This is a genomic window from Pseudomonas furukawaii (assembly GCF_002355475.1).
Classification (GTDB): domain Bacteria; phylum Pseudomonadota; class Gammaproteobacteria; order Pseudomonadales; family Pseudomonadaceae; genus Metapseudomonas; species Metapseudomonas furukawaii.
The window spans coordinates 3,325,433-3,351,201 of record NZ_AP014862.1; the positions used below are offsets into that span (position 1 = coordinate 3,325,433).

Annotated in this window: 21 protein-coding genes; 19 read left to right on the top strand and 2 right to left on the bottom strand. The window is 67.8% G+C overall.

Annotation, left to right across the window (positions count from 1 at the left end; all coding sequences use genetic code 11):
- Positions 1–7: 7 nt before the first annotated feature.
- From tssE to KF707C_RS15530, 7 genes are all read left to right on the top strand, one after another.
- Positions 8–448, top strand: a complete 441-nt coding sequence (gene tssE / locus KF707C_RS15500; RefSeq protein WP_003448298.1) for a type VI secretion system baseplate subunit TssE — start codon at positions 8–10, stop codon at positions 446–448.
- Positions 432–2,231 (top strand): type VI secretion system baseplate subunit TssF, encoded by a 1,800-nt coding sequence (gene tssF / locus KF707C_RS15505; RefSeq protein WP_003448299.1) that lies wholly within the window; start codon positions 432–434, stop codon positions 2,229–2,231. The genes tssE and tssF overlap by 17 nt, the downstream gene beginning before the upstream one ends.
- Complete coding sequence (tssG, locus tag KF707C_RS15510; protein WP_003448300.1) at positions 2,195–3,211, top strand: type VI secretion system baseplate subunit TssG; 1,017 nt, start codon at positions 2,195–2,197, stop codon at positions 3,209–3,211. Before tssF ends, tssG begins: the two co-directional genes overlap by 37 nt.
- Positions 3,212–3,213: 2 nt before the next feature.
- Positions 3,214–5,763: a type VI secretion system ATPase TssH gene (gene tssH / locus KF707C_RS15515; protein ID WP_003448301.1), complete on the top strand. Its 2,550-nt coding sequence runs from the start codon at positions 3,214–3,216 to the stop codon at positions 5,761–5,763.
- Between the two features lie 124 nt (positions 5,764–5,887).
- Complete coding sequence (locus tag KF707C_RS15520; protein ID WP_003448302.1) at positions 5,888–6,508, top strand: hypothetical protein; 621 nt, start codon at positions 5,888–5,890, stop codon at positions 6,506–6,508.
- A gap of 23 nt (positions 6,509–6,531) precedes the next feature.
- The gene (tssI, locus tag KF707C_RS15525; RefSeq protein WP_003448303.1) at positions 6,532–8,538 is read left to right on the top strand and encodes a type VI secretion system Vgr family protein; all 2,007 of its coding nucleotides are present in this window, start codon (positions 6,532–6,534) and stop codon (positions 8,536–8,538) included.
- Positions 8,539–8,540: 2 nt separating this feature from the next.
- Positions 8,541–9,086: a toxin-antitoxin system YwqK family antitoxin gene (locus tag KF707C_RS15530; protein ID WP_003448304.1), complete on the top strand. Its 546-nt coding sequence runs from the start codon at positions 8,541–8,543 to the stop codon at positions 9,084–9,086.
- 61 nt (positions 9,087–9,147) lie between these two features.
- On the opposite strand, the gene KF707C_RS15535 is transcribed toward KF707C_RS15530, so the two are convergent.
- Positions 9,148–9,543 (bottom strand): DUF4280 domain-containing protein, encoded by a 396-nt coding sequence (locus KF707C_RS15535; protein WP_036990908.1) that lies wholly within the window; start codon positions 9,541–9,543, stop codon positions 9,148–9,150.
- A gap of 380 nt (positions 9,544–9,923) precedes the next feature.
- Here KF707C_RS15535 and paaA point away from each other — a divergent pair, with 380 nt between their 5' ends.
- The 12 genes from paaA (at position 9,924) to KF707C_RS15595 (ending at position 24,760) form a co-directional block, all read left to right on the top strand.
- Positions 9,924–10,913: a 1,2-phenylacetyl-CoA epoxidase subunit PaaA gene (paaA, locus tag KF707C_RS15540; protein WP_003448306.1), complete on the top strand. Its 990-nt coding sequence runs from the start codon at positions 9,924–9,926 to the stop codon at positions 10,911–10,913.
- A gap of 154 nt (positions 10,914–11,067) precedes the next feature.
- Positions 11,068–11,349, top strand: a complete 282-nt coding sequence (gene paaB, locus KF707C_RS15545) for a 1,2-phenylacetyl-CoA epoxidase subunit PaaB (protein WP_003448307.1) — start codon at positions 11,068–11,070, stop codon at positions 11,347–11,349.
- A gap of 10 nt (positions 11,350–11,359) precedes the next feature.
- Positions 11,360–12,121, top strand: a complete 762-nt coding sequence (gene paaC, locus KF707C_RS15550; RefSeq protein ID WP_003448309.1) for a 1,2-phenylacetyl-CoA epoxidase subunit PaaC — start codon at positions 11,360–11,362, stop codon at positions 12,119–12,121.
- Positions 12,108–12,638 (top strand): 1,2-phenylacetyl-CoA epoxidase subunit PaaD, encoded by a 531-nt coding sequence (gene paaD, locus KF707C_RS15555; RefSeq protein ID WP_003448310.1) that lies wholly within the window; start codon positions 12,108–12,110, stop codon positions 12,636–12,638. The genes paaC and paaD overlap by 14 nt, the downstream gene beginning before the upstream one ends.
- A gap of 114 nt (positions 12,639–12,752) precedes the next feature.
- Positions 12,753–13,829 (top strand): 1,2-phenylacetyl-CoA epoxidase subunit PaaE, encoded by a 1,077-nt coding sequence (gene paaE / locus KF707C_RS15560; protein WP_003448311.1) that lies wholly within the window; start codon positions 12,753–12,755, stop codon positions 13,827–13,829.
- A gap of 148 nt (positions 13,830–13,977) precedes the next feature.
- On the top strand, positions 13,978–14,286 hold the full coding sequence (locus KF707C_RS15565; RefSeq protein ID WP_003448312.1) for a DUF485 domain-containing protein: 309 nt from the start codon (positions 13,978–13,980) through the stop codon (positions 14,284–14,286).
- Complete coding sequence (locus tag KF707C_RS15570) at positions 14,283–15,929, top strand: cation acetate symporter (RefSeq protein ID WP_003448313.1); 1,647 nt, start codon at positions 14,283–14,285, stop codon at positions 15,927–15,929. Before KF707C_RS15565 ends, KF707C_RS15570 begins: the two co-directional genes overlap by 4 nt.
- Before the next feature lie 28 nt (positions 15,930–15,957).
- Positions 15,958–17,184 (top strand): OprD family porin, encoded by a 1,227-nt coding sequence (locus KF707C_RS15575; protein WP_003448314.1) that lies wholly within the window; start codon positions 15,958–15,960, stop codon positions 17,182–17,184.
- Between the two features lie 135 nt (positions 17,185–17,319).
- On the top strand, positions 17,320–19,371 hold the full coding sequence (paaZ, locus tag KF707C_RS15580; RefSeq protein ID WP_003448315.1) for a phenylacetic acid degradation bifunctional protein PaaZ: 2,052 nt from the start codon (positions 17,320–17,322) through the stop codon (positions 19,369–19,371).
- Between the two features lie 548 nt (positions 19,372–19,919).
- Positions 19,920–21,245, top strand: coding sequence for an alginate export family protein (locus tag KF707C_RS15585; protein ID WP_003448316.1), 1,326 nt, complete (start codon positions 19,920–19,922; stop codon positions 21,243–21,245).
- 45 nt (positions 21,246–21,290) lie between these two features.
- Positions 21,291–23,435: a methyl-accepting chemotaxis protein gene (locus KF707C_RS15590; RefSeq protein ID WP_003448317.1), complete on the top strand. Its 2,145-nt coding sequence runs from the start codon at positions 21,291–21,293 to the stop codon at positions 23,433–23,435.
- Positions 23,436–23,530: 95 nt separating this feature from the next.
- Positions 23,531–24,760 (top strand): DUF3422 domain-containing protein, encoded by a 1,230-nt coding sequence (locus KF707C_RS15595; protein ID WP_003448319.1) that lies wholly within the window; start codon positions 23,531–23,533, stop codon positions 24,758–24,760.
- Between the two features lie 279 nt (positions 24,761–25,039).
- Here KF707C_RS15595 and KF707C_RS15600 read toward each other — a convergent pair whose 3' ends face one another.
- Complete coding sequence (locus KF707C_RS15600; RefSeq protein WP_003448321.1) at positions 25,040–25,750, bottom strand: lipoyl protein ligase domain-containing protein; 711 nt, start codon at positions 25,748–25,750, stop codon at positions 25,040–25,042.
- Positions 25,751–25,769 lie beyond the last annotated feature (19 nt).

Here is a 25,769-nt window from a genome sequence, read left to right on the forward strand (position 1 = left end):
GTCGCCCATGTCGGACGCCGGCCTGCTGCCGCCCCTGTTCGATCGCCTCGCCGCCAGCGCGGACGAGGCGCCGCCCTTCGACCGGGAGGCCCTGGCCGAATCCGTGCGCCAGGAGCTGGCGCGGTTGCTCGATACGCGCCGCGCCAGGCCCCTCCTGCCCCGCCCACTGACCGTCCTCGACTACGGCATCGCCGACTGGAGCGCCCTGCACGCCCGCCGCAGCGACGACCGCCGCACCCTGATGCGGGAGATCCGCACCGCCGTGCAACACTTCGAACCCCGCCTGCAACTGGCCGAGGTGGAGGCCGAGGCCGTTCCCGGCCAGCCCCAACGCCTGCGTATCCGCCTCGCCGGAACGCTGCGCTGCGGTCAGCGGCAGTGGCCGGCGGTTTTCCTGGTCGATCCTCGCGACGACGGCCTCGAGGTGCGCCATGAGCGACTCGATTGATCCCGAACTGCTGGACTACTACCAGCGCGAACTCAACTGGCTGCGCCACGCCGGCGCCCAGTTCGCCGCCCGCCATCCCAAGGTGGCCAGGCGCCTGGAGCTGTCCCCGGGGGAATGCCCCGACCCCCATGTGGAACGCTTGCTGGAGGGTTTCTCGCTGCTGGCGGCGCGCCTCCACCGGCGCCTGGATGACGACTACGCCGAGTTCAGCGACGCCCTGCTCGAACAGCTCTATCCCCTCGCCCTGCGTCCCCTGCCGTCCTGCGCCATCGTCCAGTTCGACCCCGACCCGTCCCAGGGCAACCTCGCCGAAGGCTACCGGCTGCCCCGGGACACGCCGCTTTTCGTCACCACCCGCGACGGCGCCAGTGTGCATTTCCGCACCAGCGCCGAGGTGGAGCTCTGGCCCCTCGTCATCAGCGAGGCCAGCCTGCTCGATGGCGACTCCGCGGTGGCGCTGACCGGCCGCCCCGACGCCCGCTCCGCCCTGAGCCTGACGCTGCGCTGCCTGGGCGAGTTCGACTGGAGCCAGTTGCCGGCGCGCCGGCTGCGCCTGCACCTCGCCGCCGCGCCGGTGACCAGCGCCAGCCTCCTGGACCTGCTGGGCGCCCATTGCCTCGGCCTTCACTGCGGCGCGCCGGGCCTGCCGCTGCAGGCCTGCCCTGGCGTCCCCGGGCTGGTGGGCTTCGCCGACGACCAGGCACTGCTGCCCGACGAGGACGGCCAGCATCCCGGGTTGCGGCTGCTGGCGGAGTACTTCGCCTTTCCCGACAAGTTCGCCTTCTTCGACCTGCCGCTCCAGCCACCCGCCACGGGCGGTCGTGAGTGCAGGGTGGTGATCGCCTTCGACCGCGCCCCTAACGGCCGGCCGCACCTGCAGGCCAGCGACCTGCAGCTGGGTTGCGCGCCGGCCATCAACCTGTTTCCGCGCACCTCCGAACCCTTGCGCCCGGACGGCACGCGCAGCGAATACCGCCTGGTGGCCGACGCCCACCGTGAGAACAGCGTGGAGATCCACAGCATCCGCCGGGTCCGTGCCACCTCGGCCCGGGGCGTCAGCGCAGTGCCCGCCTACTACGGCCAGGTTCGCGACGACCTGTCCTCCAGCGCCGGCCTCTACTGGCACGGTCGCCGGGTCCAGGGCATGGCACCGAACCGGCGCGGCACCGACCTCTTGCTGAGCCTGGTGGACACCGGCTTCGACCCGCTGCTGGACGCACCGGAATACAGCCTGACCGCCGAGTTGCTGTGCACCAACCGCCACCTCGCGGAGAACCTGCCCGCCGGCACCCGCCTGGGCTTCGAGCGCCCCGGACCGGTGGCACGGGCCACGCTGCGCAACCCGCCGACGCCCCAGAGCCTGCCGCGCCTGTCCGGCGAGTCACGCTGGCGGCTGGTGTCGCAACTGACCCTCAACCACCTGTCGCTGGTGGAAGGCCCCCAGGCCCTGGCGGCCCTGAAGGAACTGCTCAACCTGCACAACCTGCGGGACGAGGCCGGCCCACGGCGGCAGATCGACGGCATCGCCAGGCTGAGCTGCGAGCGCGTCATGGCACGGGTGGGTGACGACGCCTGGCGTGGCTGGCGCAATGGCCTCGAAGTCCGCATCGACCTCGACTCCGAACATTTCGCCGGCACCAGCGCCGTGCTGTTCTCCGCCGTCCTGGCGCAGTTCTTTTCCCTTTACGCCACCGCCAATCGCTTCGTGCGCACGGTACTGGTGGACGCCGACAAGGAGGTACGGACATGGCAGCCACAGGCCGGCATGCCCCTCTGCCTCTGAGCCGGCAACTCCGGGACAGGCCCCAGTCCTTCGAACTGCTGCAGGCCCTCCTGCTGCTGGAGCGGGAGCGCCCCGACAGCGAGCCCCTGGGCCGAGGCTCCGCCCCCCAGGGTGAAGCCCTGCGGCTGCGCGGCCCACTGACGCCCACCTTCGCCGCCAGCCAGGTGGAGCGCCTCGACGAATCACCGGGCGAGCCGCCCTCCCTCACCACACCGGTGTTCGGCCTCGGCGGCCCCGACGGCCCGCTGCCCTATGCCTATCAGGAATGGCTGCAGCAACGGGCGCGGCAGAAGGACCATGCTCCCGCCGAGTTCCTCGACCTCTTCCAGCACCGCCTGCTGAGCCTGCTCTACCGGGTACTGGGCAAACACCGACTGGCCCTGGGTTTCCGCGCGCCGGCCGATTCGCCGGTGCAGGCCCAGCTGCTGGCCCTCTGCGGCCTGCTCCCGGAGGCGCTGCGCAACCGCCTGGCCCTGCCGGACTCGGCGCTGACGGCGCGCAGCGCCCTGTTCGCGGGCGGACGCCGCTCCCTGGCGGGATTCGCGGTGCTGGTGCGCCACCAGTTCGCCGTCGCCACCCGCTACGAGGCCTACCAGGGCGGCTGGCGCGACATTCCACCGGCCAGCCGCAGCCGCCTGCAGCGTGGCGGCCGCAACCTCGGGCTGGGCCGGGACGCCGTCGCCGGCACCCGGGTCTGGGACGAACACGCCGGCATCCGCCTGATCCTCGGCCCGCTGGACGACGAGCGCGCCCGGGAGCTGCTCCCCGGCGGCCGTGACCACGCGCGCCTGGCCAGCCTGGCCGCCTTCTACTTCGGCCCGGACCTGGACTGCACCCTCAGCCTGCTGGTGCGTCCCGGCCCGGCGCTGCGCCTCGACCGCAGCCAACCGCCACGCCTCAACTGGAGCGGCGCCCTGCAATTGCGCAGCGATAGCCCGCTACGAATCGATACCCGACTTCAGCAACGGGAGACGGCCTGACCATGGAACTCGGCAGCCTGATCGGACGCCTCAATGCGGAGAGCCGCCGCGCCCTGGAGCGGGCCGCCCAGCGCTGCCTGCAGCGGACCCATCACTATGTGGAGATCGAGCACCTGCTGCTGGAGCTGCTCGACATCGAAGGGGGCGACCTGGCCTGCCTGCTGCCGCGCTTCGGCCTGGAGCGGGACGCCCTGGCGGCGGAGATCAACCAGGCCCTGGAGCTCTTCAAGGGCGGCAGCACCCGGACGCCGGCGCTTTCCGCCCAGACCATCGGCCTGCTGGAGGATGCCGTCGTCCAGGCCAGCGTCCTCGGCCAGCCGGGCATCCGCTCCGGCCTGCTGCTGCTCGCGCTGCTGGACCGCGACGAGCGCCGGACCCTGCTGCTCAACAGCGCCTCGTCGCTGCTGCGGATTCCGCGGGAGGGACTTCGCCAGAACCTCCTGGAGTGGACCCAGCCATCGCGCGAGCACCCTGCCGGCGCCGGCCAGCCCGGCCGGGGCAAGCCCGCGCAGAACACGCCTCAGGACAGCGTCCTCGAGCAGTACACCCAGGACCTCACGGCCGACGCCCGAGCCGGCCGCATCGACCCCATCGTCGGCCGCGACGGCGAGATTCGCCAGAGCATCGACATCCTCCTGCGGCGCCGGCAGAACAACCCGATCCTGGTGGGCGCCCCCGGCGTGGGCAAGACCGCCGTGGTGGAAGGCCTGGCCCTGCGCATCGCCGCCGGGGACGTCCCGCCGCCGCTGCAGGACGTCATCCTGCGGGTACTCGACCTCGGCCTCCTGCAAGCCGGTGCCGGGGTCAAGGGCGAGTTCGAACAGCGGCTGAAGGGCGTGATCGACGCGGTGCGCGGCAGCGAGCAACCGATCATCCTGTTCATCGACGAGGCCCACACCCTGATCGGCGCCGGCGGCAGCGAAGGTGGCAGCGACGCCGCCAACCTGCTCAAGCCGGCCCTGGCCCGCGGCGAACTGCGAACCCTGGCCGCCACCACCTGGCTGGAATACAAGAAGTATTTCGAGAAGGACCCGGCCCTGGCCCGGCGCTTCCAGCTGGTGCAGGTGGAGGAACCCGACGAGGCCACCGCCGTGGACATGCTGCGGGGCGTCGCCGCCAAGCTGGAGCAGCACCATGGCGTCCAGGTCCTGGATGCCGCCATCCAGGATGCGGTGAAGCTGTCCCACCGCTACATCTCCGGCCGCCAGTTGCCGGACAAGGCCATCAGCGTGCTCGACACCGCCTGCGCCCGCGTCGCGCTGGGCCAGCACGACGTCCCCCCGCCCCTGGAAAGCCTGCGTCACCGGGAACTGGCCCTGGAAGACGAGTTGCAGCGCCTGCGCCGGGAGCAGGCCACCGGCCTGGACCACCGCGAGCGCATCACCGCCCTTGAAGGCGAATCCACCGCCTACCGGGCCGCCATCCGCGAACTGGAAAGCCGTTGGAGCGAGGAGCGGGAAGCCGTGCGCGAACTGCTGGAGGCCCGCCGTGAGCTGCTGAACCTGAGCGAAGGCCTGGACGCCGCCCATCCCAACGAGGAACTGGACGACCGCATCGACCACCTGGCATCCGAACTCGCTCGCCTGGAGGCCGGCCTGGATGCCATTCGCCAGGACGATCCACTGGTGCCCGAGCAGGTCGATTCCCGGACCGTGGCCTCGGTGATCGCCGGCTGGACTGGCATCCCCATCGGCAAGATGCTCGCCGACGAAGCCCACGCCGTGCGCACCCTGGGCCAGCGCATGGCGCAGCGGGTCATGGGCCAGGACGGCGCGCTGGCCACCATCGCCCTACGTATCCAGGCCTACCGCGCCGGCCTCACCGACCCGGCCAAGCCGGTGGGCGTGTTCCTGCTGGTGGGACCCACCGGCGTCGGCAAGACCGAGACCGCCTACGCCCTCGCCGACGCGCTCTACGGCGGTGAGCGCAACCTCATCAGCATCAACCTCTCCGAGTACCAGGAGGCCCACACCGTCAGCCAGCTCAAGGGCGCCCCGCCCGGCTACGTGGGCTATGGCAGCGGCGGCGTCCTCACCGAAGCCGTGCGCCGCCGCCCCTACTCCGTGGTGCTGCTGGACGAAATCGAGAAGGCCCACCCGGACGTGCTGGAAGCCTTCTACAACGTCTTCGACAAGGGCGTGATGGAAGACGGCACCGGGCTGGTGGTGGACTTCAAGAACACCGTGATGCTGGCCACCAGCAACGTCGGCGCCGAGCTGGTCCTCGACTCGCCACCCGACCAGCTGGGCGGCGACGCCTTCAACGAGCGCCTGCGCCAGGTGCTGCTGCAAGCCTTTCGCCCCGCCTTCCTCGCCCGCATGACCGTCGTGCCCTACCGCCCGCTGGACGAGGCGACCCTGGAAGGCATCGTCCTGGCCAAGCTGGAGAAACTGCGGGAACGCTACAAGGCCGCCACCGGCAAGCCCTTCGACTACGACCCCGCCATCGTCGAGGCGGTACTCGCCAAGTGCAGCTCGGCGGGCGCGCGGGATATCGAGAATGTGCTGATGGCGGAGGTGACCGGGAAGCTGGCGGAGTGGGTGCTGGAGTGAACGGACAGCCGAGCGGGGCGAGAAATCCCGGCAACACCGTACAGGCACGAACGCCGGACCGCGACGGCGGTTCCATCGTTCGGCCGCGACTGAACTCGACCTTGCGAAGAATGGAGCCTGGTAAATGATTCCGATGATCGTGTTTGTCGGCCCCAATGGGGGGCTCAGCTGGGACAATACCCAAACGATGATGCGCAACAACTGGTCCGCCATCTGCAACCTGATGGGCACCCATGGCGTCGCGATCTCCACCTTCGCGGGTCAGCGCACCTTCGAATCCAACTTCAACTTCGATGCGTTCAAGTGCGAGGGCCAGTGCGGTGGACGGGTCCTGCCGCTGGACTGCGCCCAGATGGACCACCGGATTCCCCAGGCCACCCTGCAGTCGAACTTCACCCATCGCCTCGGCTCCTTCACCCAGACCCTCGTCGGCAACCAGTACCAGGGCGGCTTCGTGCCAACGTCCGGCCCACTGGGGAGGGATGCGCTGATGTCGATCTGGAAGGTGCTCGATCAGGGCACGCTCCAGGTCATTCCCCACCAGGGGCCCAGCGTGCTGACGGCGAACTACGTCTACTCACCGCTGAACCGGACCGTGCTCGTCACCTTTCCGCAGGCGACCGGCCTGAACGCCCAGACGGTCAGCTACGACCTGATCGAGCTCATGCGCAATGACATCACCAACGTCCGACCGCTCTGCCCTCCCTGCAATGGCGCGAGGAACGGCAACCCCCATCTCTACTGACACCCGAGAAGACGCGACGCGAGATGGCCCGAGCAACGGACTCCAATGCAAGTGTTTCACTCACGGCAAGCAGCCTCGCTGACCTGTATCCCGAAGAAGCCTCCGCACGCGAGGCGATCGGACAGCTCGGCCAGCTCGTCCTCCTGGGCCACAGCGTCACGCCCCTCGCCCTTCCCGACGCCATCGCCACCCACCTCACCGTCACCCTGCATAACGACGCCAGCCAGCGCCCCCTCGATGCCCTGGTGGCCGAGATCCACCAGTTGCCCGCCGACGCCACGGCCGATCGCTACCAGCTGGTGCTGCGCCCCTGGCTCTGGTGGCTGGCCCTGGCCCGGAACAACCGCGTGTTCCAGAACCAGACCACCAGCGACATCGTCACCGGCATCTTCGCGGACCATGGCTTCACCGATTACCGGTTGGCGCTCAGCGGCAGCTACGAGCCGCGCGAATACTGCGTGCAATACGGCGAAACCGACTTCGCCTTCGTCTCGCGGCTGATGGAGGAGGACGGCATCTTCTGGTTCTTCACCCATGAGGCGGGCAAGCACAACCTCGTCCTGGGAGACAGCAACGATGCCTTCCCACCGATTCCCAACGGACCCGGGGTGCCCTACCTGGGCCAGGAGATCGGTGCGCGCGAATTGCACGGCGTGCGCTCCGGGCAGTTGTGCCTGCAGGCGGTCGCCGGGGCGTACAGCGCCACGGATTACGAATTCACCACCCCATCCACCTCCCTCTACAGCCAGGCCGAGGCGGTTGCGGGAACGCGCATGCTCTACGAGCACCCGGGCGGTTACACCACGAAGGCCCGTGGCGATGCGCTCGCCAAGCAACGGGTGGACGGGCTGCGCAGCCAGGAGAAACGCTTCATCGGCGAAAGCGATTGCCGCTGGCTGGTGCCCGGGCACTGGTTCACCCTGACGGGCCATGAGGACGAGAGTCTGAATATCGATTGGGTGGTGACCTCGGTCACCCACGAGGCCAGCCACACGCGCTACCACAATCGCTTCGAAGCCATCCCCAGGGCCACGACCTATCGCCCGGCCCGCGTCACGCCCAAGCCCCGCATGCACACCCAGACGGCGCTGGTGGTGGGCAAGGGCGGCGAGGAAATCTGGACCGACCAGTACGGCCGCATCAAGATCCAGTTCCCCTGGGACCGTGACGGCCGGAACGACGAGACGTCGTCCTGCTGGGTGCGCGTGGTGCTGCCCTGGAGCGGCAAGGGCTTCGGCATGCAGTTCATCCCGCGCATCGGCCAGGAGGTGATAGTCACCTTCATCGACGGCGACCCGGACCGCCCGCTGGTCACCGGCTGCGTCTACAACGGCGATAACGCCCTGCCCTACGCCCTGCCGGACAACCAGACCCAGTCCGGCATCAAGACCAGCTCCTCCAAGGGCGGCGGCGGCTTCAACGAGCTGCGCTTCGAGGACAAGAAAGAGGCCGAGGAGGTGTTTCTCCAGGCCCAGAAGGACCTCAAGGTGAATGTGCTCAACGACAGCACCGCCACCATCGGCCACGACGAGACCCTGACGGTGCAGAACGCCCGCACACGCACGGTGAAGGACGGCGACGAGACCATCATCCTGGAGAAGGGCTCTCGCACCGTCACCCTCCAGACCGGCAGCGACACCCTCGACGTCAAGGACAGCCGTACCCTGACCGTCGGCGCCGACCAGACCCACAGCACCGGCGGCAACTACAGCCACAAGGTCAGCGGTAACTACGAGCTGACGGTGGACGGCAACCTCACCATCAAGGTGACCGGCACGCTGAGCCTGCAGAGCGGCGGAGACTTCAGCGCCAGGAGCGACCAGAACCTCAGCACCCAGGCCGGCATGGCGCTGACCGACAAGGCCGGCACCTCGCTCACCAACCAGGCTGGTACGTCCCTGGACAACAAGGCCGGTACCACCCTGACCAATGACGCCGGCATCAGCCTCACCAACAAGGCCGCCGCCGAGCAGACCGTCGATGGCGGCGGCATGCTGACCCTCAAGGGCGGACTGGTGAAGGTGAACTGAAGATGGCGAAATCCGGCAAGCTCGACCTCACCCGGGGGGACAACCGCCTGCAGGGGCATCTGCAGGACGGCCAGCTCGACGGCCCGGTGCGGATCGACGAAGCCGGACGCCCCCAGGCGCACCTCAGTTACCGGGAAGGCGAACTGCACGGCACCGTCACCCTCTTCCACCCCAACGGCAGGATCTCCGCCCAGTTGCCCTACGTCCGGGGGCGGCTCCATGGCGTGGCCAGCTATCACGCCGTGGAGGGATGGCTGCAACGCAAGGTCAGCTTCCGCGACGGCCTGATGCACGGCGAAGCCGCCAGCTACTACCCGGACGGCAGCCTGGCGGAGCTGGAGCAGTACCGCGACGGTGTCAGAGACGGGCTGTACCAGCGCTACCACGGCAACGGCCAACTGGCCCAGCGCAGCCGTTACGCCCGGGGACGTACCCTTCAGGATGGACAGCAATTCGCCGAAGACGGCCGCCCCCTGGACGCCGAGGGCAAGCCCATGTCCAGGTTGCGCTGGTGGTGGAAGCGCTGGACCGAACCGGCGGAAGCCTGAGGCTCAGCACCGGGCTCCCGTCCGGCCCCAGGGAGAGGGGCCAGCCCGAATCCTTCATCGGCTAGGGAATCAGCATCTGCACCTGGCCGGGCATGAGGATCTTGATCACGCCGCCCCAGGTGCACATCAGCGTGCTGTTGGCATCCAGCGCCGGCATGTTGCCCAGCAGCACGGTGGGCGCCCCGCCGGGAATCCAGGGCGTCGCGGTGGCGGGGATGCAGAGCATCGGTGTCAGCACGCCGAGGGCCGCCGCCGTGGCGGCGGCCACGGTCGGGTTCGCCAGGCTCTGGCACATGCCGAAGGTGGGAATGTTCACCAACGGGATGTGATCCATCAGGTTCGCCGCCGGCATGCCCCCTGTCAGGGTCCTGTTCGTTGGCAGCACATTCAGCACCGACGGCGCCACCCCGAAGCTGCATTGCAATGTCGCCCCACTGCACACCTGCGGGCATCCCATGGCCGGTCCTCCTCCGTTCGTCGCCTGACACTCTAGACCAGGACCTGAACACCCACACGCAGCCCACCCCCACAGAGATTTCCGTATCACATATTCGATACAGGATTTCAGCACCCCCTTGCGGATACGAAATCATTCGAGAACGCAGCTCAAAGGCCTGGGATTGAGCGCCTGCTGCCACAAATCGCAAACAGATCAGCACCCATAACCGGACCGGGCAGCCTAGCCTCCCTGCACGGAACGCTGCCGGGAATGCATACCCAAGCGATACAAAAATCTAATTCGATACGAACATTAGTGTTTGATATTTGTTTTCGTATCATTTAAAAATGGCGCCATGGCCAAGCCACCCCACGAACCCCGCATGGCTGGAGAACGGCATGTACGCACAATTGGTTGAGACCGGCGTGAAGCGCGTGAAGGCGCTGGAGGAAATGTCCCCCGAAGAGCGCGCCTTCCAGGAAAAGATCGACGCCGAGATCAAGATCGAACCGAAGAACTGGATGCCGGACGCCTATCGGCAGACCCTGATCCGGCAGATTTCCCAGCACGCCCACTCCGAGATCGTCGGCATGCTGCCGGAAGGCAACTGGGTCACCCGTGCCCCGACCCTGAAGCGCAAGCTGCAGCTGATGGCCAAGATCCAGGACGAGGCCGGCCACGGGCTGTACCTCTACAGCGCCATGGAAACCCTGGGCGCCTGCCGTGACGAGGAAGTGGCCAAGCTGCACAGCGGCCGCGCCAAGTACTCCAGCATCTTCAACTACCCCACCCTGAACTGGGCGGACATGGGCGCCGTGGGCTGGCTGGTGGACGGCGCCGCCATCGTCAACCAGGTGGTGCTGCAGCGGACCTCCTACGGCCCCTACTCCCGCGCCATGATCCGCATCTGCAAGGAAGAGTCCTTCCACCAGCGCCAGGGCTACGAAATCCTCCTGCACATGATGCGTCACGGTAACCAGGCCCAGAAGGACATGGTCCAGGACGCCATCAACCGCCTCTGGTGGCCGGCCCTGATGATGTTCGGCCCGAGTGACGCCGACTCGCCCAACAGCGCCCAGTCCATGGCCTGGAAGATCAAGCGCCAGAGCAATGACGAGCTGCGCCAGCGCTTCATCGACCAGACCGTGCCGCAACTGGAGCTCCTGGGCTGCACCGCACCCGACCCCGAACTCAAGTGGAACGAAGAACGCGGCCACTACGACTTCGGCGCCATCGACTGGAGCGAGTTCTACGAGGTCCTCAAGGGCAATGGCCCCTGCAACCACGAGCGCATCGCCACCCGCCGCAAGGCGATCGAGGACGGCGCCTGGGTCCGCGAAGCCGCCGTGGCCCACGCCCGCAAAAGAAAGCAGAAAGACGCCGCCTAACCAATTCCGCCTCTGAGCTCGCGAGCTAGAGCAGAACTAGGCGGAAACAGCCACGGGCGCGGAGTTTACGACTGTAAATGAGCAAGCCCGAGGCTGTTTCCAACGACGTTATGCCGACGCGCAGCAGCTCATGCCTGATGAGCAGGAGAACACCATGACTGAGTGGACCCTTTTCGAAGTTTTCGTACGCAGCAAGCACGGCCTCAACCACAAGCACGTCGGCAGCGTTCACGCCGCCGATGCCCGCATGGCCATCGAGAACGCCCGCGAGCTGTACACCCGCCGCAACGAGGGCGTGAGCCTCTGGGTGGTGCCTTCGGCGCTGATCACCGCCTCCTCCCCGGACGAGAAGGAGCCGCTGTTCGATCCCGCCCAGGACAAGGTCTACCGCCACGCCAGCTTCTACGAGCTGCCGGCCGAAGTCGGCCACATGTGAGGCGCCTGCCATGACTGCCAAGCACGATCTGATCGAATACCTGCTGCGCCTGGGCGACAGCGCCCTCATCCAGGGCCAGCGCCTCTGCGAATGGTGCGGCCGCGCGCCGGCCCTGGAAGAGGAGCTGGCCCTGATGAACGTCGGCCTCGACCTGGTGGGCCAGGCGCGCAACTGGCTGGACTACGCCGCCGAGCTGCTGGATGACGGCCGCGACGCCGACCAGCTCGCCTTCCGCCGCGACGAGCGCGCCTACCGCAACCTGCTGCTGGTGGAACAACCCAATGGCGACTTCGCCGTCACCCTGCTCAAGCAGTTCCTCTACGACGCCTGGCACTTCCAGGTGCTGCATGGCCTGACCGGCTCCAGCGACGAGCGCGTCGCCGGCATCGCCGCCAAGGCCCTGAAGGAAGTCACCTACCACCTGCGTCGCTCCGGCGAGTGGGTGGAGCGCCTGGGCGACGGCACCGAGGAGAGCCACCGGCGCATGCTCGCCGCCGTGCGGGAGCTGTGGCGCTTCACCGTCGAACTGGTGAATGGCGACGAGGTGGAACGACGCCTGTTAGACGCCGGCATAGCCCCGGACCCGCAGGAAGTCGCCGCCGGCTGGCAGGCCAAGGTGGCCGACATCTTCGCCAGCGCGACCCTGCCCTTGCCGGAGCCGGCCAGCCACTTCTACCTGTCCGGCCGCCGGGGCCTGCACACCGAGCACCTGGGTCTGATCCTGGCCGAGATGCAGTTCCTCCAGCGGGCCTACCCCGATGCGTCCTGGTGAGCTGATCGCCAGCGACCGCGTCCACGGCCCCCTCGGCGCCGAGGACCTGAGCCGCGCCTGGCATGTGCTGGACGCGGTGATGGACCCGGAGGTGCCGGTGGTGAGCGTGGTGGACCTCGGCATCGTGCGTGCGGTGGACGGGCGGGACGGCGAGCTGCATGTGGTGGTCACCCCCACCTACTCCGGCTGCCCGGCCACCGAGGTCATCGAGCGGGATATCGAGCAGGCGCTGCTGCAGGCGGGGTTCGCCCCGCGCCTGGAGCGCCGCCTGACCCCGGCCTGGACCACCGACTGGATCAGCGAGGAAGGCCGCGAGCGCCTGCGCGCCTACGGCATCGCCCCGCCGGTGGGCAGCGCCAGCAAGCGCAGCCTGCTGGGGGAAACCCTCGAGATCCGTTGCCCCCAGTGCGGCAGCGCCCATACCGAGCGGCTCAGTGAATTCGGCTCCACGGCCTGCAAGGCCTTGCACCGTTGCAAGGACTGCCTCGAACCCTTCGATTACTTCAAGTGCATCTAGGAGGACGAAGACAAACGACTGCGCTCGGCCATGGGTTGTTGGAAACAGGCTCGCCTGGCCTTCGCTCGATACGTTTGTTTTCGCCCTCCACGCGGCCGAGCCGCAGGAGAGAAAATGAGCAAGTTCCATAGCCTCACCATCAAAGACGTGCGCCCGGAAACCCGCGATGCGGTATCCATCGCCTTCGACATTCCCGGCGAGCTGGCCGAGACCTTCCGCTTCACCCAGGGCCAGCACCTGGTGATGCGTGCCCAGCTCGACGGTGAGGAAGTGCGCCGCTCCTACTCCATCTGCACCGGCGTCAACGACGGCGAGCTGCGAGTCGCCATCAAGCGCGTCGCCGGCGGGCGCTTCTCGGCCTACGCCAATGAAAGCCTCAAGGTCGGCCAGCACCTGGAGGTCATGCCGCCGTCCGGCCACTTCCATGTTGAACTCGATCCGGCCCGCGCCGGCCAGTACCTGGCGGTGGCCGCCGGCAGCGGCATCACGCCGATCCTGTCGATCATCAAGACCACCCTGGAAACCGAGCCGCAGAGCCGCTTCACCCTGATCTACGGCAACCGCTCCAGTGGCGCCGCGCTGTTCCGTGAGCAGCTGGAAGACCTGAAGAATCGCTACCTGCAACGGCTGAACCTGATCTTCGTGTTCAGCCGCGAGCAGCAGGACGTCGACCTGTACAACGGCCGCATCGACGCCGACAAGTGTGGCCAGCTGTTCCAGCGCTGGATCGACGTCAAGGCGCTGGACGCCGCCTTCATCTGCGGCCCCCAGGCCATGACCGAAACCGTGCGCGACCAGTTGAAAGGCAACGGCATGCCCGCCGAGCGCATCCACTTCGAGCTGTTCGCCGCCGCGGGCGGCAGCGCGAAACGTGAAGCCCGCGAAGCCGCGCGCACCACCGACAGCGCCCTGAGCCAGGTCACGGTGATCAGCGATGGCCGCGAGATGACCTTCGAGCTGCCGCGCAACAGCGTCAGCGTGCTCGACGCCGGCAACGCCCAGGGCATGGAACTGCCCTATTCCTGCAAGGCCGGCGTCTGCTCCACCTGCAAGTGCAAGGTGATCGAGGGCGAGGTGGAGATGGACAGCAACTTCGCCCTGGAAGACTACGAAGTGGCGGCCGGCTACGTGCTGTCCTGCCAGACCTTCCCCCTCAGCGAAAAGGTGGTCCTGGACTTCGACCAGCTTTGAACCCAGACCGTAGGAGCGAGCTTGCTCGCGAAGCGCTATGGCAGCCTCCGTTCGCGAGCTCGCTCCTACAGAAAAGCGCAATACCCGGGCCTTGCCGTCGGCCCATTGAAGGACCGTCTCAACAATCACAAGAAGAGAGAAAGCAACCATGACCTCGCAAGACCTTGATCGCATCCGGCAGAACCCGGACTTCATCCAGCTGGTCCGGCGCAAGCAGCGCCTGACCTGGAGCCTGACCGCCGCCATGCTGGTCATCTACTACGGCTTCGTGCTGCTGGTGGCCTTCGCCCCCGGCGTGCTCGGCCAGTCGCTCAATGGTGGCGTCACCAGCGTGGGCATGCTGGTGGGCGTTGGCGTGATCCTGCTGTCCTTCGCCCTCACCGGGATCTACGTCAAGCAGACCAACAGCGTGATCGACCCGCTGAACGCCAAGGTCAAGGAGGAATGTGGCCAATGAAAGCGCTCGCCTCCCTCCTGCTGGGCGCCGGCCTGCTGACCGCCGGCAACGCCTTCGCCGCCGACACCGCTGCCCGTCCGCTGAACTGGAACGCCATCTACATGTTCCTGGCGTTCGTCGTGTTCACCCTCGGCATCACCCGCTGGGCCGCCCTGCGTACCCGCTCCACCGCCGACTTCTACACCGCCGGCGGCGGGCTCACCGGCTTCCAGAACGGCCTGGCGATCGCGGGCGACATGATCAGCGCGGCGTCCTTCCTCGGCATCTCCGCGATGATGTTCATGAACGGCTACGACGGCCTGCTCTACGCCCTGGGCGTGCTCGCCGGCTGGCCGATCATCCTCTTCCTGATCGCCGAACGCCTGCGCAACCTGGGCAAGTACACCTTCGCCGACGTGGTGTCCTACCGCCTGGAACAGAGCCCGATCCGCATCACCGCGGCCTTCGGCACCCTCACGGTGGCGCTGATGTACCTGGTGGCGCAGATGGTCGGCGCCGGAAAGCTGATCGAGCTGCTGTTCGGCCTCAGCTACCTGCAGGCGGTACTGCTGGTGGGCGTGCTGATGGTCTGCTACGTCACCTTCGGCGGCATGCTGGCCACTACCTGGGTGCAGATCATCAAGGCGGTGCTGCTGCTCTCGGGCACCAGCTTCATGGCCTTCATGGTGCTCAGGCACTTCGGCTTCAGCACCGAGGCCATGTTCGCCGCCGCCACCGAGGTGCATGCCAAGGGCACCGCGATCATGGCGCCGGGCGGATTGCTGTCGAACCCCATCGACGCCATCTCCCTCGGCCTCGGCATGATGTTCGGCACCGCCGGCCTGCCCCACATCCTCATGCGCTTCTTCACCGTCAGCGACGCCAGGGAAGCCCGCAAGAGCGTGTTCTACGCCACCGGCTTCATCGGCTACTTCTACCTGCTGCTGATCGTGGTGGGCTTCGGCTCCATCGTCATGGTGGGCACCAACCCCGAGTTCCGTGATGCGGCCGGCGCCATCATCGGCGGCGGCAACATGGTGGCGGTGCACCTGTCCCATGCGGTGGGCGGCAGCCTGTTCCTCGGCTTCATCTCCGCCGTGGCCTTCGCCACCATCCTCGCGGTGGTCGCCGGCCTGGCGCTCTCCGGCGCCTCCGCCGTGTCCCACGACCTGTATGCCTGCGTGGTGCGCAAGGGCAAGGCCAGCGAGCGCGAGGAAATGCGCGTGTCCCGCATCGCCACCCTGTGCATCGGCGTGCTGGCGGTGATCCTCGGCATCCTCTTCGAGTCGCAGAACATCGCCTTCCTCTCCGGCCTGGTGCTGGCCATCGCCGCCTCGGTCAACTTCCCGGTGCTGTTCCTTTCCATGTTCTGGAAGGGCCTGACCACCCGTGGCGCCGTGGCCGGCAGCGTGGCCGGCCTGCTCTCGGCCATCGTCCTGTTGGTGCTGAGCCCGGCGGTCTGGGTCAACGTGCTGCACCACGAAGCGGCGCTGTTCCCCTACTCCAACCCGGCGCTGTTCTCCATGGGCCTGGCCTTCTTCAGCGCCTGGCTGTTCTCGGTGACCGACGCCTCCGAGCGCGCCAGGGAAGAACGCGGCCGCTACCTGGCCCAGTTCATCCGCTCCATGACCGGTATCGGCGCCGCTGCCGCCAGCCGCCACTGACCTCAACGGATTGACGGACATAACAACAATGAAGCTCAACCGAACCACCCCGCTGATCGCCGCCCTGGTCCTGCCCTTCCCGGCACTGGCCGACTTCGTCGAAGACAGCAAGGCCAGCCTGGAACTGCGCAACCACTACATCAACCGCGACTTCCGCCAACAGGGCGCCGCCCAGTCCAAGGCCGAGGAATGGGCCCAGGGCTTTACCGCGCGGATCGAGTCCGGCTTCACCGAAGGCTCCGTCGGCGTCGGCCTCGACGCCATCGGCCAGCTCGGCGTCAAGCTGGACTCCAGCCGCGACCGCCGTGGCACCGGCCTGCTGCCCTTCGGCCCCACCGGCAAGGAGCCGGTGGACGACTACAGCGAACTGGGGCTGACCGCCAAGCTGCGCGCCTCGAAAAGCGTGCTGCGCCTGGGCACCTTGCAGCCCATGTTGCCGGTGGCGACCTACAACGACACCCGCCTGCTGTCGTCCACCTTCCAGGGAGGGCTGCTGACCAGCCAGGAGATCGATGGCCTGACCTTCAACGGTGGGCGCCTCACCCGCACCAACCTGCGAGACTCCTCCGGCCGCGACGACATCGGCTACGGCGCCGCCACCAGCGATGCCTTCGACTTCGCCGGCGGCACCTACGCCATCAGCCCGCAGCTGGCCGCCAGCTACTACTACGGCAAGCTCGACGGCATCTACCGCCAGCAGTTCGCCGGCCTGGTGCATACCCTGCCGCTGCCCGGCGGGTTCAGCCTGAAGAGCGACCTGCGCTACTTCGACAGCCGGGGCGATGGCGCCGAGCGTGCCGGGGAAATCGACAACCGCAACCTCAACGGCATGTTCAGCCTGGGCAAGGGCGCTCACCGGATCAGCGCCGCGTTCCAACGCATGTCCGGTGACAGCGCCTTCCCCTTCCTCAATGGCGGCGACCCCTACGTGGCGAACCTGGTGACCTTCAACACCTTCACCCGTGCCGAGGAAGACGCCTGGCAGCTGCGCTACGACTACGACTTCGCCGCCCTCGGCATCCCGGGCCTGACCTTCATGACCCGCTACGTGGACGGCCGCAACGTCAAGACCGCCAGCGGCGACCAGGGCGAGGAATGGGAACGCGACACCGACATCGCCTACGTCATCCAGAGCGGCGCCCTCAAGGGCCTCAGCCTGCGCTGGCGCAACGTCACCTTCCGCTCCGGCAACGGCCTCACCACCGACCTGGACGAAAACCGCCTGATCCTCGGCTACACCCTGGCCCTCTGGTAACCCAGCCCAAACCCCAGGAGCGAGCTTGCTTGCGAACGACCCCGAGTTCCGCCATTCGCGAGTGAAGCTCGTTCCTACAAGGAACAGAACCAACGCCGATGCTCATGCGCCGGCCCCTACGACGGAGAATTCCTCATGAACATCGCTCCCACGCTGCAAAGCTTCATCGGCGGTCGCTGGATCGGCCAGCAAGGCGCCCAGGCCCTGCGCAGCGCCATCAACGGCCAGCCCCTGTTCCGCACCCACGAGGAAGCGCTGGACTTCTCCGAAGCGGTCGACTTCGGTCGCATGCGCGGCATTCCGGCGCTCATGGCCCTAGACTTCCAGCAGCGCGCCGCCCGCCTCAAGGCCCTGGCGCTCTACCTCAACGAACGCAAGGAACAGCTCTACGCCCTGTCCCACCACAGCGGCGCCACCCGTGCCGACAGCTGGATCGACATCGAAGGCGGCACCGGTACCCTGTTCGCCTACGCCGGCGTCGGCGCCCGCGAACTGCCCTCGGGCAACATCGTCCACGAGGGCCCGGCCATCCCGCTGGGCAAGCAGAACCAGTTCGCCGGCACCCATATCCTGGTGCCCCGTGGCGGCCTCGCCGTGCACATCAACGCCTTCAACTTCCCCATCTGGGGGATGCTGGAGAAGTTCGCGCCCACCTTCCTCGCCGGCATGCCCTGCATCGTCAAGCCAGCGACCGCCACCAGCTACCTGACGGAAGCCACGGTGCGCCTGATGCAGGAATCCGGCCTGCTGCCGGAAGGCAGCCTGCAACTGGTCATCGGCGGCACCGGCGACCTGCTGGACCGCCTTCAGGGCCAGGACGTGGTGACCTTCACCGGCTCCGCCGACACCGCCGCCAGGCTTCGGGTAAACCCCAACCTGGTGCGCAACTCCATCCCCTTCAACGCCGAGGCGGACTCGCTGAACTGCGCCATCCTGGCCCCGGAAATCACCCCGGACGACCCGGAGTTCGACCTCTTCGTCAAGGAAGTGGCCCGCGAGATGACCGTCAAGGCCGGACAGAAGTGCACCGCCATCCGCCGCGCCATCGTCCCCGCCCGGCACATCGACGCCGTGGCGGAGCGCCTGCGCGAGCGCCTGGCCAAGGTGGTGGTGGGCGACCCCTCCGTCGAAGGCGTGAAGATGGGCGCCCTGGCCTCCCACGCCCAGCAGGCCGACGTCGGCGAACGCCTGGAAGCCCTGCTGGCCACGAGCGAGCTGCTGTTCGGCGCCCGGGACGGCTTCGCCCCCCGTGGTGAAGGCGTGGCCGAAGGCGCCTTCTTCGCCCCCACCCTGCTGCGCGCCCGCGACCCGCACGCCGAGGGCGGCGCCCATGACATCGAGGCGTTCGGCCCGGTCAGCACCCTGATGGCCTACGACGACCTCGACGAAGCCGTCGCCCTGGCCGCCCGAGGCAAGGGCAGCCTGGTGGCCAGCCTGGTCACCAAGGACCCGGCCGTCGCCGCCCGCGTGGTGCCGGTGATGGGCGCCCTGCACGGCCGCGTGCACATCCTCGACCGCGAAGCCGCCGCCGAATCCACCGGCCACGGCTCGCCGCTGCCGGTGCTCAAGCACGGCGGTCCCGGCCGTGCCGGCGGTGGCGAGGAGCTGGGCGGCATGCGGGCCGTGAAGCACTACCTGCAGCGCACCGCCGTGCAGGGCTCGCCGACCATGCTGGCGGCGGTGACCCGCGAACACGTGCGCGGCGCCCAGGTGATCGAGACCGAAGTGCACCCCTTCCGTCGCTACTTCGACGAGCTGCGGATCGGCGAATCCCTGCTGACCCATCACCGCACCGTCACCGAGGCGGACATCGTCAACTTCGGCTGCCTGTCCGGGGACCACTTCTACATGCACTTCGACGAACTGGCGGCCAGGGAGTCCCAGTTCGGCAAGCGCATCGCCCACGGCTACTTCGTGCTCTCCGCCGCCGCCGGCCTGTTCGTCTCCCCGGCCCCGGGCCCGGTGCTGGCCAACTACGGTCTGGACACCCTGCGTTTCATCAATCCGGTGGGCATCGGCGACACCATCCAGGCGCGCCTGACCTGCAAGCGCAAGATCGACCAGGGCAAGAAGAGCCCCAAGGGCGAGCCCCAGGGCGTGGTGGCCTGGGACGTGGAGGTCACCAACCAGCACGGCGAGCTGGTGGCCAGCTACGACATCCTGACCCTGGTGCTGAAGCGCCCCTGAACCCCGGGAAGCGAGTCGCTGCGTGAGTCAGCTTGCTTCCTGAATTGGCGTTCTGACACGCGCCGATAAATCCGATGCCCACGCATGGGCTGCAAGCCTGTCCAGTGGGTGGGGCAGCAGTAACGCCCCTTCAGGAGGCCGAGAGGAATCGCGAAGCCGGGGGATGAGCGGCATGGATGCCGCGAGAGGCGTGATCAGGCCATCGATGGCCTGTCACGCCGTGCCCCCGGCGCAGCGATGGAAGGAGGGGACCCGGCGAAGCCGGGCCGGATGCAGGGGCAAGTCTTTTTGGTTTCTTTTGGGGCGACTGCCAAAAGAAACTCGTCCGGGGGGACGAAACCGAAACCCGAAGCTCGCTCCGCAGTGAGCTGTACGACAAACCCCGAGGGTCCCCAAACCGGAGTGCCCAGGCCGACGGAGAATCGACCACCAATCTGGCACGCAGCATCAAACCCTTGGCAAGCACGCACAAGGCCCGCTTGGCGCAACTCCTTAGTATCCGGTCGCAGAAACGCTCCCCTGCCAATACCAAGAAGAAGGAAGCCTCCATGCCCCGGTCCAACCTGTTCCGACTCTCCACGCTCGCATTCCTGATAGGCACCGCCGGCCAGGTGGGCGCCTACGAGCTCTACGCCGACGATGACACCCACCTGAACGCCGACCTCGAGGCCGTGTTCGGCCTCTTCCACAGCCAGGAGAACTACTCCCTCACCGGCACCCGGAACGAGGGATCGTCGTCATGGCGCGAGGGCTATGTGAAGTACGGCATCAGCTTCGACCAGGGCCTGAGCGGGGCCGGCACCAGCTACGGCGCCTTCAACCTGCTGAGCTCGGCGACCTGGGGCGACGGCGATGCGGCCGGTTTCAGCGACGGCTCCGAGCGCACCACCAAGATCGAGGACGCCTACCTGGGCTGGCGTTCCGGCGCCCTGTTCGAGGCCCTGGGCGAGGACGGCGTGGACCTCTCCTTCGGCCGCCAGAACATCCGCGTCGGCGACGGCTTCCTGATCAATGGCGATGCCCTGAACCTGGGCAAGGGCCTGGCCGACGGCGAGTTCAACCGGGGTGGCGCCTACTGGCTCGCGGCCCGCAAGGCCTTCGACCAGACCGCCGTGCTGCGCCTTGGCGGCAAGGACGGCCTGCGCGGCGACCTGATGTGGCTGAAGTCGGACAACCGCGCCCAAGCCAAGCCGGAGATGCTGGTGGGCACCCTGGAGCATGTATCCGAAGCCGGCACCCTGGGCCTGACCGCCATCGACATCCGCGACATCGATGAAGAATACGCCTCCCCCTTCCAGGCCGAACGCGATGGCATGAAGACCTGGAGCGTGCGCGGCCAGGGCAACGCCGGGGTGGAGAACCTCTTCCTTTCCGGCGAATACGCCTGGCAGGACAAGAAGGACGCGGGCAAGGAAGACGCCTGGTACCTGGAGGCGGGCTGGACCTTCTCCGACGTCACCTGGAGCCCCAGCGTCAGCTACCGCTACAGCCGCTTCTCGGAGAACTTCGACCCGCTGTTCTTCGGCTTCAGCCGTGGCTACGGCACCTGGTTCCAGGGCGAGGTGGCGGCCAACTACGCAGGCCCCTTCAACACCAACACCCAGGTCCACCATGTGGCCTTCAAGGTGTCGCCCCTGGAGAACCTCAGCGTCGGCGCCCTCTGGTTCGACTTCAACACCCTGGACCGCGACCTGGGCAACACCGACGGTCGCGAACTGGACCTCTACGCCGAGTGGGCGGTCAACGACAACCTCATCGTGATGCCGGTGGTGGGCCTCTACCAGCCGGACAGGAGCGCGGCAGAGGGCGGCACCCAGCTCGGGGGCGACGACAGCAACCTCTACAGCCAACTGGTGTTCGTCACCCTGTTCTGACCCTTGCGGGGCGGTGACGCCCCGGTTTCCTGAAGTGGCCGCCCCATGTCCAAACCCAGCCTCAGCATTCAAAGCAAGATCACCCTGCTGGCGAGCCTCTGCCTGATCCTGGTCGTGGGGCTGCTGGTGGGGCTGTCCCTCTACCAGACCCGCGCCAGCACCGAGCGGGTCAAGGATTCCAGCGCACAACTGCTCGCCGAAGCGGCGCGCCTCAACCTCGAGTCCCAGGGCAAGGTCCAGGCCCTGCGCATCCAGCAGGGTTTCAGCCGTACCCATGAGTACGGCCTGGGCCTGGCCCGGCACCTGCTCTACCTGCGGGAAGGTGCAGCCCAGGGCGGGATGACGGCGGAACAGCTGCGCGGCAGCCTGGCCGGCGAGCTGCGCAAGGCCGTGGAGCAGCGTCCGGAACTGCTCGGCCTGTTCCTGATCTTCCAGCCCGACGCCCTCGACGGCCGCGACGCGGAGTTCCGTGGCCGGGGCGACCTGGGCAGCAACGACGCCGGGCGCTTCGCCCTCTACTGGTTGCAGGCCAGGCCCGGCGAACTGCAGGCCGTGCCCGGCGACGAGAAGCTGCTGGCGGACACCTCGCCGGGCCCGAGCGGCGCGCCCTTCAACGCCTTTTTCACTTGCCCGCGCGACACCGGGCAGCTGTGCTTGCTGGAACCCTATTTCGACGACTCCTCGGGCACCCGCAAGCTGGTCACCAGCATCGCCTTTCCCCTGCTGGAAAACGGCAAGGTGCTGGCGGTGATCGGTCTCGACATCAGCCTCGACAACCTGCAGCAGGACGCCCTCTCCGCCAGCCGCCAGCTCTACGAGGGAAACGGATCCGTCAGCATCATCAGCCCGTCCGGGGTGGTCGCCGGCCATAGCCAGGACGCCACGCAGCTGGGCCAGTCCCTGTCCCGCGTGCTGCCGGCGCAGGCGGCGGAGATAGCGGGCTTCCTCGCACGCAACCAGGGCCACGCCTTCGCCGAGGACGGTCGCATCAGCGTGCTGGAACCCCTGACGCCGATCGCCGGTGCCAAGCCCTGGGGCGTGCTGCTGGGGGTGCCCGAGCGGGTGCTGCTGGCGCCTGTAGAGGCCATGAAGGCACGGATGGACCAGGAGCGCCTGCAAAGCTCCGCGCTGGAGCTGGCCCTGGGCCTGGCCGCGGCCCTGCTGGGCGTCGCGATGATCTGGCTGGCCGCCCTCGGCGTCACCCGCCCCCTGCTGCGCCTGGCGGGGATGCTGGAGGACATCGCCGAGGGCGAAGGTGACCTGACCCGCCGCCTCCACTACGCGCGCCGGGACGAACTCGGCCGCCTGGCGCTGGCCTTCAACCGCTTCCTCGACAGGTTGCAGCCGGTGATCGCCAAGGTGCAGGGCTCGGTACGCGACGCCCGGGACACCGCCGACCAATCGGCGCTGATCGCGCGGCAGACCAGCGAAGGCATGCAGCAGCAGTTCCGCGAGATCGATCAGGTGGCCACCGCCCTGCACGAGATGTCCGCCACCGCCAACGCCTCGGCCCAGAGCGCCGCCCAGGCCGCCGACGCCGCGCGCAACGCCGACCTCGCCAGCCGCGAGGGCCTGGCGGTGATCACTCGCACCACCCAGGCCATCCAGGCCCAGGCGCGGGACATGAACGAGGCCATGGCGCAGCTCCAGGGCCTGGCCCAGAGCAGCGAGCAGATCGGTTCGGTGCTGGAGGTGATCCTCTCCATTGCCGGCCAGACCAACCTGCTGGCCCTCAACGCCGCCATTGAGGCGGCCCGGGCCGGCGACGCCGGGCGCGGCTTCGCGGTGGTCGCCGACGAGGTGCGCAGCCTTGCCCGGCGCACCCAGGACTCGGTGGAAGAGATCCGCCAGGTGATCGACAACCTGCAGAACGGCACCCGCGACGTCAGCCAGGCCATGCAGGGCAGCCACGGCCTGGCCCAGGAGAACGTCGGCCAGGTGCAGATGGCCGTGGCCGCGCTGGAGCGAATCGGCCAGGCGGTGAACCTGATCACCGAAATGAACCTGCAGATCGCCAGCGCCGCCGAGGAACAGAGCAGCGTCGCCGAGGAGATCAACCGCAACGTCGAGGCCATTCGTGACGTGACCGAGTCCCTGTCCGGGCAGGCCGAGCAGTCCGCCCGGGTCAGCCGCCAGCTCAATGAACTGGCCAATCACCAGCAGGGCCTGATGCGTCAGTTTCGCGCCTGAGGTCCAAAGGCTTCTCCTGCTTTGGTCGCGGTCCTGTGACCATGGCGGGGGGACGCCGCGTCATCAGGTAAAACCTACCTGCCGCAGAAGTCTTCATGCACCCTCTTCGCAAAGCCCTGCACAACGAGCTGCACTCGCGCCCCTCGATCTACTTCAGCGATCCGGCCAACGTCTATCACTTCGCCTTCGCGGATGCCGAGGAGGTGTGCGACGCCCTGGTGGACCGCCTCAACGAGGCCGCCGACGCCCACCTTGCCAGCAACGGTTCCCAGGCGCTGTTGCGCATGGGCCAGAACACCCTCAAGTGGGAGCGCCACACCGAGTTCTTCACCCTCACCCTGGTGGTGCCACGGGCGACGGGCGACGCCCACTGGCCTCCGCTGCCGACCGCCCTCGACGCCCTGGTGGCCGACTACCGCCACCTGCTCATCAACGCCGACCAGGTGCTGGTGGAGTCCGAAGCCCATTGGGCGGGCGATGTCGCCGCCTACGGTTTCAAGGACCCGGCCGGCTCCACCCTGGGCGGCGGCGATGCAGTGGCCTGGTCGGACTTTCGCCTCAGCGAAGACGGCGTCAATCGCATCCTGCTGGTCAATCGCCGCCTCAACGCCTACCGCCTCGGCCGCATGATCCGCCGACTGCTGGAGATCGAGACCTACCGCATGATGGCCTCCCTCACCCTGCCGGTGGCCCAGGCGGTGAGCCTGCAACTGAAGGAGTACGACAAGGAGCTGGCACGCCTGTCCGACCGCAACGCCGAAGGCAAGGACAGCGCCAGGGCCCTGTCGGCGGACATCGCCGCCCTCTCCGCGCGCATCGTCCGCAGCACCGCCCGCACCCGCCAGCGCTTCAGTGCCACCGAGGCCTATGGCCAGATCGTCTTCGAGCGCATCAACGAGCTGCGGGAGTCCCACATCGGCGACTGCCAGCGCCTGGGGGTGTTCATCGAACGGCGCTTCCGCCCCACGGTGCGCTACTGCGCCGCCACCGACCAGCGCCTGGTGCGCCTGGGCCAGAGCGTGGCCAACCTGGGCGACCTGCTGCAGGCCCGGGTGCAGGTGGAGGTGGAGGAGCAGAACTCGGAGATCCTGCGCAGCCTGAACGCCCGCGCCGATACCCAGATCAAGATCCAGAAGGCGGTGGAAGGACTGTCCATCATCGCCATCAGCTACTACCTGCTGAGCCTGTTCAAGCTGTTCTACCAGGGCCTTCACACTGTCGGGCTGGAGGTCTCGGCCCGGCACGCGATCCTCGGCCTGGCACCGGTGGCGGCGCTGACCCTGGGGCTGATCTTCATGCGGATCAGGAAGGCCAAGGGGCATTGAGTTCAGGGCCCCGTGGATGCCCGGCACGGACGCCGAAGGTATCCCCCTGCGCTCGGAAGCAGGCGTGAATCGCAGGCAAAAAAAGACCCGGCGATGTGCCGGGTCAATAACCGTGATTAGCCTGATGAGGAGATAACCTGATGAGTCCGAAATACTGGGCTTGTCAGCTTATCCAGCTGGCCGCGAGGCCAGTGGGTCGAATAATAATGATTCTCATTTTATCGTCAAGAGAATTTTTCGCATTTGCGATGAATTCTTTTCCTTCCATCGAAGGCCGGCTCAATCAAGGATCAGGCCGGCCCGTCCCAGGGAGGCACGATAGCCCTCTCGCAGGGCCTCCAGCCGGGTCCATACGGCGCCCACGCATTCGTCGAGGGCGATATGGCTCCCGGCCCGGCAGCGGTCGGCGAGGCCGCAGCTGGCATAGAAGGCATTGACCACCTCCACCATGGCGTCCCGCTGGTTCTCCATCAGCACCGCGCCATGGGCCAGCACCAGGTGACGGCCATCGTCCCGCCGGCGGCGCCAGCGCTGGGCGGTGCCCACCAGCTTGCGCCCCTGCAAGGTCACGTTGTAGCGACCATCGCAGAAGGCGCCGTCCACCTCCCCCAGCCCAGCGGCGAGCCCCAGCCCCGCCAGCCAGTCGAGCATCGGCTGGCAGAGCCGCAGGTAGGCGTTCTCGATGCGGGTGAGTTCGCTCTCGCCGGACGGCAGCGCATAGACCAGGGCCAGGTTCAGCACCGCCGGCGACTGGGGCACCGGCTCGCCGCCGCTGTCCCGCAGGGCGATGGGCCAGCCCAGCTCCGCGCAGACGCGCTCGGCTTGGGTGAATCCTTCCAGTCGACTCATGCGCTGGGGCATCACCAGGGCCGCACGGGTCGGCCGCCAGAACAGCAGCCCGCATTCCGCCTCGGCGGACTGCACTCGCTCCAGCAGGCGCCGCTCCGCGTCCAGTCCCTCTTCCACCTCGTATGCTGGAACCGGGCTCATGACGCCTCCGGCATCGCCG

What these genes read in the sequence shown, in the direction of transcription:
- tssE (WP_003448298.1), top strand. Translation starts at nt 8, where the DNA reads ATGTCGGACGCCGGCCTGCTGCCGCCCCTGTTCGATCGCCTCGCCGCC.
- tssF (WP_003448299.1), top strand. Translation starts at nt 432, where the DNA reads ATGAGCGACTCGATTGATCCCGAACTGCTGGACTACTACCAGCGCGAA.
- tssG (WP_003448300.1), top strand. Translation starts at nt 2,195, where the DNA reads ATGGCAGCCACAGGCCGGCATGCCCCTCTGCCTCTGAGCCGGCAACTC.
- tssH (WP_003448301.1), top strand. Translation starts at nt 3,214, where the DNA reads ATGGAACTCGGCAGCCTGATCGGACGCCTCAATGCGGAGAGCCGCCGC.
- KF707C_RS15520 (WP_003448302.1), top strand. Translation starts at nt 5,888, where the DNA reads ATGATTCCGATGATCGTGTTTGTCGGCCCCAATGGGGGGCTCAGCTGG.
- tssI (WP_003448303.1), top strand. Translation starts at nt 6,532, where the DNA reads ATGGCCCGAGCAACGGACTCCAATGCAAGTGTTTCACTCACGGCAAGC.
- KF707C_RS15530 (WP_003448304.1), top strand. Translation starts at nt 8,541, where the DNA reads ATGGCGAAATCCGGCAAGCTCGACCTCACCCGGGGGGACAACCGCCTG.
- KF707C_RS15535 (WP_036990908.1), bottom strand. Translation starts at nt 9,543, where the DNA reads ATGGGATGCCCGCAGGTGTGCAGTGGGGCGACATTGCAATGCAGCTTC.
- paaA (WP_003448306.1), top strand. Translation starts at nt 9,924, where the DNA reads ATGTACGCACAATTGGTTGAGACCGGCGTGAAGCGCGTGAAGGCGCTG.
- paaB (WP_003448307.1), top strand. Translation starts at nt 11,068, where the DNA reads ATGACTGAGTGGACCCTTTTCGAAGTTTTCGTACGCAGCAAGCACGGC.
- paaC (WP_003448309.1), top strand. Translation starts at nt 11,360, where the DNA reads ATGACTGCCAAGCACGATCTGATCGAATACCTGCTGCGCCTGGGCGAC.
- paaD (WP_003448310.1), top strand. Translation starts at nt 12,108, where the DNA reads ATGCGTCCTGGTGAGCTGATCGCCAGCGACCGCGTCCACGGCCCCCTC.
- paaE (WP_003448311.1), top strand. Translation starts at nt 12,753, where the DNA reads ATGAGCAAGTTCCATAGCCTCACCATCAAAGACGTGCGCCCGGAAACC.
- KF707C_RS15565 (WP_003448312.1), top strand. Translation starts at nt 13,978, where the DNA reads ATGACCTCGCAAGACCTTGATCGCATCCGGCAGAACCCGGACTTCATC.
- KF707C_RS15570 (WP_003448313.1), top strand. Translation starts at nt 14,283, where the DNA reads ATGAAAGCGCTCGCCTCCCTCCTGCTGGGCGCCGGCCTGCTGACCGCC.
- KF707C_RS15575 (WP_003448314.1), top strand. Translation starts at nt 15,958, where the DNA reads ATGAAGCTCAACCGAACCACCCCGCTGATCGCCGCCCTGGTCCTGCCC.
- paaZ (WP_003448315.1), top strand. Translation starts at nt 17,320, where the DNA reads ATGAACATCGCTCCCACGCTGCAAAGCTTCATCGGCGGTCGCTGGATC.
- KF707C_RS15585 (WP_003448316.1), top strand. Translation starts at nt 19,920, where the DNA reads ATGCCCCGGTCCAACCTGTTCCGACTCTCCACGCTCGCATTCCTGATA.
- KF707C_RS15590 (WP_003448317.1), top strand. Translation starts at nt 21,291, where the DNA reads ATGTCCAAACCCAGCCTCAGCATTCAAAGCAAGATCACCCTGCTGGCG.
- KF707C_RS15595 (WP_003448319.1), top strand. Translation starts at nt 23,531, where the DNA reads ATGCACCCTCTTCGCAAAGCCCTGCACAACGAGCTGCACTCGCGCCCC.
- KF707C_RS15600 (WP_003448321.1), bottom strand. Translation starts at nt 25,750, where the DNA reads ATGAGCCCGGTTCCAGCATACGAGGTGGAAGAGGGACTGGACGCGGAG.